General features: G+C 71.3%; 10 protein-coding genes, 1 tRNA gene and 1 pseudogene. 7 read left to right on the top strand and 5 right to left on the bottom strand.

Annotation, left to right across the window (positions count from 1 at the left end; translation table 11 throughout):
• Nucleotides 1-183: 183 nt before the first annotated feature.
• Nucleotides 184-3,414: a LamG-like jellyroll fold domain-containing protein gene (locus HGK34_RS23500; protein ID WP_201846001.1), complete on the top strand. Its 3,231-nt coding sequence runs from the start codon at nucleotides 184-186 to the stop codon at nucleotides 3,412-3,414.
• 45 nt (nucleotides 3,415-3,459) lie between these two features.
• On the opposite strand, the gene HGK34_RS07690 is transcribed toward HGK34_RS23500, so the two are convergent.
• A complete protein-coding gene (locus HGK34_RS07690) occupies nucleotides 3,460-4,041 on the bottom strand; it encodes a hypothetical protein (protein WP_307815850.1) in 582 nt (193 codons plus the stop codon).
• 246 nt (nucleotides 4,042-4,287) lie between these two features.
• On the opposite strand from HGK34_RS07690, the gene HGK34_RS07685 reads away from it, so the two are divergent.
• The 5 genes from HGK34_RS07685 to HGK34_RS07665 all read left to right on the top strand — a co-directional run bounded on the left by HGK34_RS07685 (nucleotide 4,288) and on the right by HGK34_RS07665 (nucleotide 9,495).
• Nucleotides 4,288-5,535 (top strand): PucR family transcriptional regulator, encoded by a 1,248-nt coding sequence (locus tag HGK34_RS07685; RefSeq protein WP_201845999.1) that lies wholly within the window; start codon nucleotides 4,288-4,290, stop codon nucleotides 5,533-5,535.
• A 106-nt stretch (nucleotides 5,536-5,641) separates the two neighbouring features.
• Nucleotides 5,642-6,634, top strand: coding sequence for an ACP S-malonyltransferase (locus HGK34_RS07680; protein ID WP_201845998.1), 993 nt, complete (start codon nucleotides 5,642-5,644; stop codon nucleotides 6,632-6,634).
• Nucleotides 6,631-7,632: a beta-ketoacyl-ACP synthase III gene (locus tag HGK34_RS07675; protein WP_201845997.1), complete on the top strand. Its 1,002-nt coding sequence runs from the start codon at nucleotides 6,631-6,633 to the stop codon at nucleotides 7,630-7,632. The genes HGK34_RS07680 and HGK34_RS07675 overlap by 4 nt, the downstream gene beginning before the upstream one ends.
• A gap of 99 nt (nucleotides 7,633-7,731) precedes the next feature.
• Complete coding sequence (locus HGK34_RS07670) at nucleotides 7,732-7,980, top strand: acyl carrier protein (protein WP_201845996.1); 249 nt, start codon at nucleotides 7,732-7,734, stop codon at nucleotides 7,978-7,980.
• Between the two features lie 270 nt (nucleotides 7,981-8,250).
• On the top strand, nucleotides 8,251-9,495 hold the full coding sequence (locus HGK34_RS07665) for a beta-ketoacyl-[acyl-carrier-protein] synthase family protein (protein WP_201845995.1): 1,245 nt from the start codon (nucleotides 8,251-8,253) through the stop codon (nucleotides 9,493-9,495).
• A gap of 206 nt (nucleotides 9,496-9,701) precedes the next feature.
• Here HGK34_RS07665 and HGK34_RS07660 read toward each other — a convergent pair whose 3' ends face one another.
• From HGK34_RS07660 to HGK34_RS07650, 3 genes are all read right to left on the bottom strand, one after another.
• Entirely contained in the window at nucleotides 9,702-10,199 is a 498-nt protein-coding gene (locus tag HGK34_RS07660) for a DUF3145 domain-containing protein (protein ID WP_201845994.1), read from the bottom strand.
• A gap of 354 nt (nucleotides 10,200-10,553) precedes the next feature.
• Complete coding sequence (def, locus tag HGK34_RS07655) at nucleotides 10,554-11,039, bottom strand: peptide deformylase (RefSeq protein WP_201845993.1); 486 nt, start codon at nucleotides 11,037-11,039, stop codon at nucleotides 10,554-10,556.
• An 82-nt stretch (nucleotides 11,040-11,121) separates the two neighbouring features.
• Entirely contained in the window at nucleotides 11,122-12,357 is a 1,236-nt protein-coding gene (locus tag HGK34_RS07650; RefSeq protein ID WP_201845992.1) for an RtcB family protein, read from the bottom strand.
• Between the two features lie 180 nt (nucleotides 12,358-12,537).
• Here HGK34_RS07650 and HGK34_RS07645 point away from each other — a divergent pair.
• Nucleotides 12,538-12,611, top strand: a tRNA-Ile gene (locus tag HGK34_RS07645).
• A gap of 63 nt (nucleotides 12,612-12,674) precedes the next feature.
• On the opposite strand, the pseudogene HGK34_RS07640 reads toward HGK34_RS07645, so the two are convergent.
• A pseudogene (locus HGK34_RS07640) lies at nucleotides 12,675-12,987 on the bottom strand (IS481 family transposase); the annotation flags it as partial.

Here is a 12,987-nt window from a genome sequence, read left to right as displayed (position 1 = left end):
TACTTCACCCGCTACTTCACCCGCGACCAACTTTTGTCCGCCCATACCCGGCCGTAGCCTCTGAGCATCCAGCCACGGGCGCGGTGGTGCCCGGTCACGGCGTTTCTAGGCGGAGGTCGATCCATGCGTGTCCCCGGCACTGATGCCCACAATCCTCGGTCAAGACGCCGGACGGCGACCCCCGTGGTCGCCGTCGCGGCGTCGGCGGCACTGGCTCTGGGTCTGTCGGCCGCGCCGGCCGTGGCGGCGTCGCTCGGTGCCGCCGTACCGGCGACGGGAGCCATGACCGCGACGGCGGCGGCTCAGCTGCCCGCGACCGTGAGCAGCGACCCCCTGCCGACCGCACAGATCGACGGCGTCGCGTGGTCCCAGGTGGTGGTCGGCGACACCGTGTACGTGGGCGGCAGCTTCAGCTCGGCACGCCCCGCCGGCTCCGCACCGGGCACCGACGAGGTGCCGCGCGGCAACCTCATGGCCTACGACCTGACCACGGGTGAGCTGGACGCGGACTGGGCCCCGATCGCGAACGGCCAGGTGCAGGATCTCGCCGCCTCCCCGGACGGGAGCGTGCTGTACGCCGTCGGCCAGTTCACCTCGATCGACGGCACCACCCGGTACCGCGCGGCCGCGTTCGACACGGCCACCGGCGCGATGACCTCGTTCCGCCCGGCGGTCAACGGTCCGGTGTACGCCGTGGCGACCTCCGGCGACGACGTCTTCCTGGGCGGCGCGTTCTCCAGCGTGAACAACGCCACGCGGCCTCGTGTCGCCGCGGTGGACGCGGCCACCGGCGCGACGACACGGCCCTTCGAGGCGTCGGTGGACGACCACTCGGTGCAGGCGCTCGTCGCCGCGCCGGACGGCGGGTCCGTGGTGCTCGGCGGCAACTTCACCGCCGTGGACGGATCCTCCGACCCGGGCTTCGGGCTGGCCCGGCTGGACGCCGTCACCGGTGACCTGCTCCCCCTACCGGTCAACGACGAGGTCCGCAACGGGGGCGACAAGTCCGCGATCCTCTCCCTGTCCGGGGACGCCGACCACTTCTACGGCACCGGGTACCACTACGGACAGCCGGGCAACGTCGAGGGGGCGTTCGCGGCCTCCTGGGACACCGGCGAGCTGGTCTGGCTCGAGGACTGCCACGGCGACTCGTACTCCATCGCCCCGTTCCAGGGTGTCGCCTACCAGGCCAGTCACAAGCACTACTGCGGCAACAGCGGCGGCTTCCCGGAGACGAGCCCCCGTTCCTTCCACCGCGGCACCGCGGTCACCCTGACCGTCGAGGGCACGAACACCGCGGACATCTACGGCTACCCCGACCACCCGGGAACGCCGCGGCCCGAGATCCTCAACTGGTTCCCGGACTTCAAGGCCGGCACGTACACGGGGCAGAACCAGGGACCGTGGGACGTGACCGCCGGCGGTGACTACGTGCTGTACGGCGGAGAGTTCCTCGACGTCAACAACGAGCCCCAGCAGGGCCTGGTGCGGTTCGCGGTGCGGGACGTGGCACCCAACTCCGACGGTCCGCGCCTGGGCGGGTCGTCGTTCACGCTGAGCGCCTCGTCGACGACGAGCGGCGTCGTCAAGCTGAGCTGGCCGGGCAACTACGACAGGGACGACAAGACGCTCACGTACTCCGTGTACCGCGACACCTCGTCGGCTCCGCCCGTAGCAGAGCTGGAGACCACCGCGAGCTTCTGGGAGGCCGAGCCTCTGACCGCCTTCGACGTGGACGCCGCGCCGGGATCGACGCACCGCTACGCGGTGGTCGCCCGCGACCCGTGGGGCAACGCGGCCTGGTCCGACTGGGTCGAGGTCACGGTGGCCGACGGCGAGCCCCTCGGCACCTACGCGCAGGACGTCCTGCTGGACGGCGCCACCCACTACTGGCGCATGGGCGGCACGTCCGGCCCGGTGACCGACATCGCGGGCAGCGACGACCTGACGACCGGTCTCGGCGTCACCTTCGGCACGTCCGGGGCGCTCTCCGGCAGTTCCGACACGGCCGTCACGACAGGCGGCACGATCGCCTCCCGCTCCTGGACCGAGACGTCCGGGCCCGCACCGGAGTCGTTCAGCATCGAGACGTGGTTCCGCGCCACCACGGCAGGCGGCAAGCTCGTCGGCTTCGGTGACCGCGGGAGCCAGTGGACGTCGAGCTCCTACGACCGGCACCTCTACCTCGACGGCGACGGGAAGCTCGTTCTCGGCGTGCACCCGGGCGCCGTGCGCACCGTCACGTCGCCGGCCCCGGTGACCGACGGCGCCTGGCACCACGCCGTGGGGACGCTCGGAACGGACGGGCTGCGTCTTTACCTGGACGGCGAGCCGGTCGCCAGCGATCCGGCCACCACGAGCGCCCAGGCCTACGACGGGTACTGGCGCGTGGGCGGGGACAACCTCGACAACTGGACACCCGCGTCCCCCGACCGCGACTTCACCGGGGACCTCGACGAGATCGCCGTCTACGACCACGTGCTCACCCCCGAGGAGATCACGCGGCACCACACCGCCGGAGTGACGGGCGAGGGCCCGAACCAGCCGCCGGTCGCCGATGCCACGCTCGCGATGACGGACCTCACCCTCACCGGCGACGCCGGCACGAGCAGCGACCCGGACGGCCAGATCGCGTCCTACGCCTGGGATCTCGGTGACGGCAACACCGCCGCCGGGGCCACCGTCGAGCACGCGTACGCCGCGGCCGGGACGTACGAGGTCACCGTCACCGTCACCGACGACGACGGCGCCGAGGACGTCTACACCGAAACCGTCACCGCGTCCGACCCTCCGCCCCCGGACCCGGCGCTCGCGCGCGACACGTTCACCCGCACCGTCACGGACGGCTGGGGAAGCGCCGAGACCGGCGGTGCGTGGACCATCGGCGGAGTCTCCTCGCGCTTCTCGGTCGACGGTGACGCCGGCGTGTTCTCGATGAGCGCCGGATGGACGCTGTCGGCCCGGCTCGACGACGTGTCCGCCACAGGCACCGACACCACGGTGCGCACCTGGGCACAGGAGGCGCCGTCGGGCAACGCCTACCTGACGGTGCAGGGACGCAAGGTCGGCAGCGACTATCTGGGCGGCCGCCTCAAGATCTTCCCGGACGGACACGTCGACCTGCACACCGTGCGCAACGGCACGCCCCTGGCCGGCGGCACCGTGGACGGCCTGACCTTCACGACCGACGCCCCGCTGCTCATCCGCGTCCAGGTGACCGGCACGTCACCAGCGACGGTCCGGGCGAGGGCGTGGGCCGAAGGAACCACCGAGCCGACGACGTGGGAGGTGGTCTCCACCGACTCCACCGCGGCGCTGCAGTCCGCGGGATCGGTCGGGATCACCCTCTACACGGGCGGTTCGACGGACTCGACCTGGGCCTTCGACGACCTGGTCGTGACGGACGCCCAGTAGTGAGGGACCCTCAGGGGTGAGGGAAGGCAAGCGGCGCGCGGCCGGTCAGTGACCGGCCGCGCGCTTCTCGCTCGCCGCGATCTCCTGCTCCAGCTCGCGCCGCATCCCGGCCACGGCCTCCTGGTCCGGGTGCATTCCCAGGGCACGCAGGTGCTGCTTCGCCTCGAAGATCCGGTCGGCCTCGAGAGCGGCACGCACCAGGTGCTGCCCCACCTCGGGCGTGTGCTCCCGCACCCGCCAGTGCCCGACGCCGAGCCCCAGCGCCTCCACCGGCATCCCGGCACCACGCAGGATCGCCAGCCCCTCGGCCAGCGCCCGGCCCTCCGGGTCCCGCTCGGCCGCCGTCTTGAAGCGCCGTACCGCGCCCTCCGGATCCTCCGCCAGCGACAGCCGCCCCAGCTCCACGAGCGGGTACCAGCCGCGCGGGTTGCCGCCGATCTCCTCGGCCAGTGCCCAGACGGCCAGGTCAGCGGCCTGGCTGCGCAGTTCGGCCGCGGTCGGCTCGTCCTCGGTGTCGCGCAGCGGGTCGTGCTCGCCGTGACCCTCCGCAGCATGACGCCGGACGATCTCCGCGAGTGCGCAGAAGGCCTCGATGTTGTTCGGGTCGTCGGCGAGCTGAGCTCGCAACGCGTCCTCGTGGATGGTGTCTCCTCGACGTGGGGTCGACGGCGACGGGTGACGTGCGCCGACACTGGATGCGGAGGTAGGCCGGTGGATGAGGCGGCGGAGCCTTTGCATCAGGGCCATACCCTCGACCCTACAGGGGACGGCTTCGCCCGGCCGCTGAAGGACCGGGCGCTTCCAGCCCCTTCGGGCGGTGAGCGAATAGTCCGTTTGTGGACTCCGTACAACCGCGCCCCGTATTCTCGCCCCGTGCCTGCTTCGCCCAAGACCGCGCCCTCGACCGGCTCCGCACCCGGCCGCAAGGCCAGTTCGACGACCGGTCGCACGAAGAGTTCCGCGACCGGCCCCGAGACGGCCAACGGCAAGAACCTCCAGCGGGTCCGCGACGCGAGCGGCAAGCTGACCTCGGCGACACTGCGCCGCCTCGACGAGCATCTGGCCTGGTACCGGAACCTGCCCGCGGAGGACCGCTCCTACGTGGGCCTCGTCGCGCAGGCCGGGGTCAACGCGTTCATCACCTGGTTCGCCGACCCGCACCGCCCGCCGCACGGCGTGGACAAGATGTTCTCGGCGGCTCCCCCGGAGCTGACGCGCACGATCTCGTTGCAGCAGACGCTGCAGCTCGTGCGCTGCGGCGTCGACGTGGTGGAGGAGATGTCGGACCAGATCGCCGCTCCCGGCGGCGAGCGGGAGCTGCGTGAGGCCGTGCTGCGGTACTCGCGCGAGGTGGCGTTCTCGGCCGCCGAGATCTACGCCCGTGCCGCCGAGGTACGCGGTGCCTGGGACGCGCGGCTGGAGGCCCTGGTCGTGGACGCGCTGGTGCGCGGCGACGGGAACGACGCCCTGCGCAGCCGGATGTCCGCGCTCGGCTGGAGCGGGAAGGGCGGCACGCTCGTGGTGGTGGGAACCACGAACCCCGGCCTGGACGAGGTCCGGGCAGCCGAGCTGCGCCGCGCCGCCCGGCGCAGCGCGGGGGACGCGCTGGTCGGGGTCCACGGCGACCGCCTCATCCTGGTGCTCGGCGGCGAGGGAGACCTGGTCGAGGCCGCGACCGGCCTGCTGGGACGGTTCGGCCCGGGGCCGGTGGTGATCGGTGCCGCGGTGTCCGGGCTGGACGACGCCGCCCGGTCCGCACGCTCCGCCCTGGCCGGCATGGCGGCCGCTCCGGCCTGGCCGCAGGCGCCCCGCCCGGTCATGGCCGACGACCTCCTCCCGGAGCGGGTCCTGACCGGGGACGCGTCCGCCCGGCGCACGCTCGTCACCCAGGCCTACACGCCGTTGGCCGAAGCGGGCGGCTCCGTGCTGGAGACGCTCTCGGCCTACCTGGGTACCGGCCGTTCCCTGGAGGCCGCGGCCCGGCGGCTGTACGTCCACCCCAACACGGTGCGCTACCGGCTGCGCAAGGTCTCCGAGATCACGGGGTGGGACCCGCTCGACGCACGCGAGTCGTTCGTTCTGCAGGTGGCGCTCGCCCTGGGCCAGCTCGGCGAACGCTGAAGCCGCTCCACAAGGGCGTTTCTTGTAGATTCCCCACAACCGCTTCGGAGAAGCTTGGTACGCGTCGCGACGTCCGGGGTTGACTTCACGTTGGCAGAGTGGACGAGTGCTCGCCGTCGTCTGCCCTGGACAGGGCTCTCAGACCCCCGGGATGCTCAGCCCCTGGCTGGAGCTGCCCGGTGTCCCCGATCTGCTCGCCGCCGCCTCGCAGGCAGCTCAGACCGATCTCGTCGCCCACGGGACGACGTCGGACGCGGACACGATCCGTGACACCGCGGTGGCGCAGCCACTGATCGTCGCCTCCTCGCTCCTGTCGCTGCGCGTGATCCTGGACGGCCGGGAGACGGCCGGCCTCGTGGACGTCACCGCGGGACATTCCGTGGGTGAGCTCGCCGCCGCCGCGGTGGCCGGGGTCGTGTCCGACGCCGGAGCGGCCGGGCTGGTCTCCGTGCGTGCCCGCGCGATGGCGCAGGCCGCCGCGGCGACGCCGTCGGGCATGAGCGCGGTGGTGGGCGGCAGGCCCGACGACGTGCTCGCCGCCATCGAGGCGGCCGGCCTCTGGCCGGCGAACGTCAACGGTGCGGGTCAGGTCGTCGCGGCCGGCGCGCTGGAGGACCTGGCGAAGCTGTCCGACAACCCGCCGGAGCGCACCCGCGTGATCCCGCTGCAGGTCGCCGGAGCGTTCCACACGCCGTTCATGGACTCCGCCCGCAAGGAGTTCGAGCCGGCGGCGATCGACTTCGAGGGCGCGGCAGACCCTGTTCTCCCGTTCCTGGCCGACCTCGACGGCACCGCCTACACCGGCGGGTCGCACGGACACGGCTCGGCCGCCGACGTCCTGTCCAACCTCGCCGGGCAGGTCACCGCCCCGGTCCGGTGGGACCTGGTCATGGAGACGCTCGCCGCCCGCGGCGTGACGGGCCTGCTGGAACTCGCCCCGGGGGGTGTCCTGACCGGCCTGGCCAAGCGCGGCCTCAAGGGAGTCGAGACCCTCGCGGTGAAGTCCCCCGACGACGTCGACGCCGCCCGCGGCCTCATCGCCCGCCACAGCGGCGCCGGCACCGAGCCTGTCGTCACGACCCCCGGAGCAGCACAGTGACCCTCCTGCAGCAGTCCCAGCCCACCCGGTACTCCCGGATCCTCGCCTTCGGCGCGGAGCGCGGTGAGAGCGTTGTCACCAACGACGACATCGCCGGCCCCATCGACTCCTCCGACGAGTGGATCCGGCAGCGCACAGGAATCGTGACCCGCCGCCGCGCGGGTGCCGACCGCGACGTGCTGGACCTGTCCGAGGCCGCGGCCCGCAAGGCGCTGGATGCCGCCGGCCTGAGCGGAGCAGACATCGACGCCGTGATCGTCTCGACGATCACCCACATGCACATGACGCCGTCGGCCGCATCGATCCTGGCCGACCGCCTGGGCGCCACGCCGGCGGCCGCCTTCGACATCTCGGCCGCCTGTGCCGGGTACGCGTACGGGATCGGCCAGGCGGACGGCCTGGTGCGTTCCGGCCTGGCCCGGAACGTGCTCGTGATCGGTGCCGAGAAGCTGTCGGAGATCATCGACCCGACCGACCGGTCCATCTCGTTCCTGCTGGGCGACGGCGCGGGAGCCGCGATCGTCGGGCCGTCGGACACGCCCGGCATCGGCCCGACGGTCTGGGGCTCGGACGGCTCCAAGCACACCGCCATCCGGCAGACCCACTCGTGGCAGGAGTGGCGTGAGGACGCCTCGCTCGGCTGGCCCACGCTCCGCCAGGACGGACCCACCGTGTTCAAGTGGGCGTCCTTCCAGATGGCTCCGATCGCCGCGAAGGCCATGGCCGACGCCGGCGTGTCCCCCGAGGACGTCCAGGTGTTCGTGCCCCACCAGGCGAACATGCGTATCATCGATCAGCTCGTCAAGCAGCTCAAGCTGCCCGAGTCGGTCGTCGTGGCCCGTGACATCGCCGACACCGGCAACACGTCGGCCGCCTCCATCCCGCTCGCGACCGTGCGCCTGCTCGAGGAGGGACAGGCCAGGTCCGGCGACATCGCGCTGCAGATCGGGTTCGGTGCCGGACTCGTGTACGCCGCGCAGGTCATCGTCCTGCCGTAACCTTCGCTTCGTACCGCCCGCCCGGAACACCCGGGCGCGAGCGGTCATGGCAAGTCCCCCGGGAGCCCCGGCTCCCACCGAGAAGAAAAGGAAGCCCCCATGGCCAACACCGAGCAGGAGGTCCTCGCGGGCCTCGCCGAGATCGTCGCCGAGGAGACCGGCCTCGACGCCGCCGACGTCGCGCTGGAGAAGTCCTTCACCGACGACCTCGACATCGACTCGCTGTCGATGATGACCATCGTCACGCACGCCGAGGACAAGTTCGGTGTTCGTATTCCCGACGAGGAAGTCAAGAACCTGGCGACGGTCGGCGACGCCGTGAGCTACATCAAGGGCGCCCAGGACTGACCTCGACGACGGATGTCGCGGGGCGTGCGCCGGAAGGACGGCGCGTGCCCCCGCGGCACCCGGAGGATATGTCGATCGGACGCCGAGCCGGAGGTTCCCCGGAACCGGCAGGCTCGCACCGAGCGGGCCGGGCGGGACATCTTGCCTGATGCCAGCCCTCACCCGCACCGTCCCACGGCGGTCCGTCGTGAGCCTTCCCGAACGGAAGGCCCGCCGGGCCGCCGTCGGGCTCATCCATCACCGCACCACACCTAGCCAGGAGCCAGACCCATGACCTCCGCACGCGACGTCGTCGTCACCGGCCTCGGCGCCACCACCCCGCTCGGTGGGGACGCGCCCTCCACCTGGGAGGCCGCGCTCGCCGGGAAGTCCGGTGCGCGCACCATGGACAACGATTGGGCCGAGCGCTACGAGATCCCCGTGAACTTCGCGGCGACCATCAAGGTCAAGCCCGAAGAGGTCCTCAAGCGGCCCGAGATCAAGCGCATGGATCCGTCCGCACAGTACGCCGTCATCGCCGCGCGCGAGGCCTGGAAGGACGCCGGAGAGCCCGAGGTCCCCGGAGAGCGGCTGGGATCCGTCGTGTCGTCCGGGATCGGCGGCATCTGGACGCTGCTCGACGGCTGGGACACGCTGCGTGAGCGCGGGGCCCGCAGGCTGCTGCCCACGACCGTGCCGATGCTCATGCCGAACTCCCCCACCGCGTACGTGTCGCTCGACCTGGGCGCCAAGGCCGGCGCCCACGCGCTCGTGTCGGCGTGCGCGTCAGGTGCCGAGGCGATCGGCTACGGCGTCGAGATGATCCGTTCGGGCCGGGCGGACGTCGTCGTCGCCGGCGGCACCGAGGCCACGATCCACCCGATGCCGATCGCGGCGTTCGCCGCGTCCCGCACCCTGTCGCTGCGCAACGACGACCCCGAGGGCGCGTCGCGGCCGTACGACGTCGACCGGGACGGGTTCGTCCTCGGCGAGGGATCGGCGATCGTGGTGCTGGAGAGCGCCGAGCACGCCGCAGCCCGCGGCGCGCGGGTGTACGCGAAGATCGGGGGTGTCGGGCTGTCCTCCGACGCCTACCACATCACGTCTCCGGACCCGGAGGGCACGGGGCAGGTCACCGCGATGCGCGCGGCGATGGAGGACGCGCACGTGACCACGGCCGACGTCGTGCACGTCAACGCGCACGCCACCTCCACCAAGGTGGGCGACCTCACCGAGACGGCGTCCATCCGGCACCTGTTCGGGACCGACGCCGACCACGTGCAGCTGTCGGCGACCAAGTCCATGACGGGCCACCTGCTCGGCGGCGCCGGTGCGATCGAGACGGTGTTCACGGTGAAGGCCGTGTCGGAGCGACTCGCCCCGCCGACCATCAACGTGGCCAACCCCGACCCCGAGCTCCAGGTCCCGCTGGTGCGCGACGAGCCGGTCAAGCTGCCCGGCGGCGACATCGCGGCGATCAACAACTCGTTCGGGTTCGGCGGGCACAACGTGGCGCTGCTGGTCCAGAACGCCTGATGGCGGCTGGCCGGGCGGGCGACCGTTCGGCCGGGTAGTCGGCCGGCGGACCGGTCGGTCGGGCAGTTGGTCGGCCGGTCGGCCGGGCAGTTGGTCGGTCGGCCGGACGGATGACCGCCGGAGTCGCCGAACGGTCGGTCGATGCGCTTCATCCGGGAGGATGCGCATCGACCGGCCGTTCGGCGCTGTTTCGGGGCCCGGTTCGGTCAGCCGACCTGGTGGAGCCAGCGGACCGGGGCACCCGCACCCGCCTGGCGGAAGGGTTCCAGCTCGTCGTCCCAGGCCGCGCCCAGAGCGAGGTCGAGCGCGTCGCGCACCGCACGAGGGTCGCCCTGGTCGAGGGCAGCCCGCACACGGTCCTCGGGGATGACGATGTTCCCGTGGACGTCCGTCATGGCATGAAAAATGCCGAGGTCCGGGGTGTGCGACCAGCGAGCGCCGTCGGCGCCCTGGCTCGGTTCCTCCGTCACCTCGTACCGCAGGTGGTCCCAGCCGCGCAGGGCGGACGCCAGTGTGGCGCCCGTCCCCTGCGGCCCCTGCCATGAGTATTCAGTTCTGTAGAGTCCGCGCCCCGCCGGCTGAGGTGTCCAGTCCATCGTGACCCTCAGGTCCAGAACACCCCCCGCCTGCCATTCGATATGCGGACAGAGGGCACGGGGCGCAGAATGCACGAACAGCACGCCACGAACAATTCCGCCGGCCATGTCTTCCTCCCTGGTCGAGGCACGTCTTCCCCTACGTCCTCACCGGGCGGTGACGCTGTGGCCGAGCATCATGCGTGGTGACCGCCTGCGCTACTACGTCCGCCGCCCATCCTGCACGACTCGGAGGCCATGCGCACGCGAAGTAGCGAGTTCATGGCTGGAAAATTCACCTTTCCACCAACTTTCCGTTCCACATTAGCGCTTTAACGGACCTTTTGGACCCTCGTCCAAGTGTGGAAGCGGGTGAATCGACGACATCACCAGTCCGACTTGGTGGATATGTCGGAGTAGGCGTTCTGAGGCAGGAACGGCCTGCCGGACACTCGCCCTCGGCCGTTGGACCCGCCTGCCGGCTCAGAGCTGTGCGCGCAGCGCCCGCATGGCCTCCTTGCGGGCCTCGCGTTCGAGCCGGTCGAGGTAGAGCTTGCCGTCGAGGTGGTCGCACTCGTGCTGGAGGCAGCGCGCCATCAGCCCCTCGCCGGAGACGTCGACCTCGTTGCCGTCCAGGTCCGTGCCCACCACCCGCGCATAGTTGGCGCGGACGGTCGGGTACCAGAGGTTCGGGACGGACAGGCAGCCCTCGCCGCCGTCCTGCGTCTCCTCCCCCAGTTCGACGATGCGGGGGTTGAGCACGTACCCGATCTCACCCTCGATGTTCCACGAGAAGGCCCGCAGGCCGACCCCGATCTGGTTCGCGGCCAGCCCGGCACGCCCCTCGGCGTCGACGGTCTCCACGAGGTCGGCCACGAGCCCCCGCACGCGGTCGTCAACCTTGGTGATCTGGTCGCAGGGGGTTCGCAGGACAGGGTCGGGCATCACCCGGATCTCACGCATCGCCATGGAGGAAGATTCTTCCACGCCACACCGACACCTCGTTCACGCCGGGTGATGGCCCAAAGATGACGCTCCGCCGGGCAGAGCTTCAGCCCTTGACGCAGAGCACCGTGCGGAGCCGGGCCACGACCTCCACGAGGTCGGACTGCGCCTCGATCACCGCGTCCAGGTCCTTGTAGGCGCCCGGGATCTCGTCCAGCACGCCCTGGTCCTTGCGGCACTCGACCCCCGCGGTCTGCGCGGCGAGGTCGTCGAGCGTGAACTCCCGCTTCGCCCTGCTCCGGGACATCTTCCGGCCCGCACCGTGCGACGCCGACCAGTAGGACCGCGGGTTGCCGAGGCCGCGCACCACGAAGGAGCCCGTACCCATGGAGCCCGGGATCAGGCCCAGGTCCCCCCGGCCCGCCCGGATCGCGCCCTTGCGGGTCACGATCAGCTCCGCGCCGTCGATCCGCTCACGCGCCACGTAGTTGTGGTGCACGTTCACGCCCTCGTCGAACCGCAGGACGTCGTCGGCGTCCCTGTCGGAGAACTCCTCACGGACCGCCTGCACCGCGAGCGCCATCATCACGGCCCGCGACCGGGCCGCGTAGTCCTGCGCCCACCACAGGTCGTTGAGGTATGCGTCCATCTCGGGCGTGCCGGCCAGGAACACGGCGAGCTCCCGGTCCACGAGGCCGCGGTTGTGGTCGAGGTGCTTCGCGATGCCGACGTGCTGCTCGGCGAGGGACTTGCCGATGTTCCGCGAGCCGGAGTGGAGCTGGAGCCAGACCCGGTCGTCCTGGTCGAGGCAGAGCTCGACGAAGTGGTTCCCGCCGCCCAGGGTCCCGAGCTGCTTGCGCGCCCGGGTCTCGAGCTGCCGCACCTTCGGGTGCAGCGCATCGAACCGGTCCCAGAACTTCTGCTCGCCCCGCAGCCGCTCACGTCCGCCGGATCCGGCGACCGGGCGCAGACGCCGCAGGTCCACCGGTGCGTCGTGGGCGTGGAACCCCACCGGGATGGCCGCCTCGATCCGGGACCGCAGCCGGGCCAGGTCGTCGGGCAGGTCGCTCGCGGTGAGCGACGTCCGCACGCCGATCATGCCGCAGCCGATGTCCACGCCCACCGCGTTCGGCGAGACGGCGTCGCGCATCGCGATCACCGAGCCGACGGTCGCCCCCTTGCCCAGGTGGACGTCCGGCATGACGCGCACGCCTTCCACCCAGGGCAGCGCCGAGATGTTGCGGAGCTGGCTGAGGGCGGCGTGGTCGACGTCGTGCTCGTGGGCCCACATGAGGGTCTCGGCCCGGGCGCCGGAGAGCGCGACCGGGAAGGGCGTGGACATGGTTCCTCCTGCATTCAGGATCAGGGATACGTACCGGGACGGGAAGACCGCCCGGGCGGCTCACGCCGCAGGATGCACAGTAGGAAGCACGAGCCCGGAGCACCACGGATTATCGGTTCCGCAGGGTAGGCTCCTCCTCGCGACACCTGCGGGCCCGTCCGGGCCGACGTGGTGTCGTACGCCCCGTTAGCTCAGCTGGTCAGAGCAGCGAACTCATAATTCGTCGGTCGTGGGTTCAAGTCCCACACGGGGCACCGATGTGATGTCGCAGGACATCGGAATGGCCTGAACCCACGTTTGTGGGTTCAGGCCATTTGTCATGTGCGGGGTGGGTTGCCGCGTGGCTGGTAGTCGCGGGTGAGGTCGATGGTGAGTTCTCGGAGGATTTCTCCGGTGGCGGCGTTGATGATCTGGACGTCGAGGTCGTGGATCAGGAGGAGGACGTGGGTTCCGGCGTGGGGTCGTCCGATGCCGATGTGGCGGAGTTTGCCGGCCACGCGCAGGGTGACGCAGCCGGTCTTGTCGATCTTGTCGGTGCGTAGGCGGTCGTGGTGGTCGGTGCGGGCGCCGGTGGCTGGGTGGGTCTTGGGTGTGGTGGTGTAGGCGGTGGCCTGTCTCTTATACACATCT

Origin of the sequence: Myceligenerans indicum (assembly GCF_016742955.1) — a bacterium.
GTDB classification, from domain to species: Bacteria; Actinomycetota; Actinomycetes; order Actinomycetales; family Cellulomonadaceae; genus Myceligenerans; species Myceligenerans indicum.
This window is presented reverse-complemented; position numbering and strand designations above follow the sequence as displayed.

Excerpts from the sequence above, each read along its gene's own strand:
- HGK34_RS07670 (WP_201845996.1), top strand. The coding sequence starts at position 7,732 with ATGGCCAACACCGAGCAGGAGGTCCTCGCGGGCCTCGCCGAGATCGTC.
- HGK34_RS07665 (WP_201845995.1), top strand. The coding sequence starts at position 8,251 with ATGACCTCCGCACGCGACGTCGTCGTCACCGGCCTCGGCGCCACCACC.
- HGK34_RS07660 (WP_201845994.1), bottom strand. The coding sequence starts at position 10,199 with ATGGCCGGCGGAATTGTTCGTGGCGTGCTGTTCGTGCATTCTGCGCCC.
- def (WP_201845993.1), bottom strand. The coding sequence starts at position 11,039 with ATGGCGATGCGTGAGATCCGGGTGATGCCCGACCCTGTCCTGCGAACC.
- HGK34_RS07650 (WP_201845992.1), bottom strand. The coding sequence starts at position 12,357 with ATGTCCACGCCCTTCCCGGTCGCGCTCTCCGGCGCCCGGGCCGAGACC.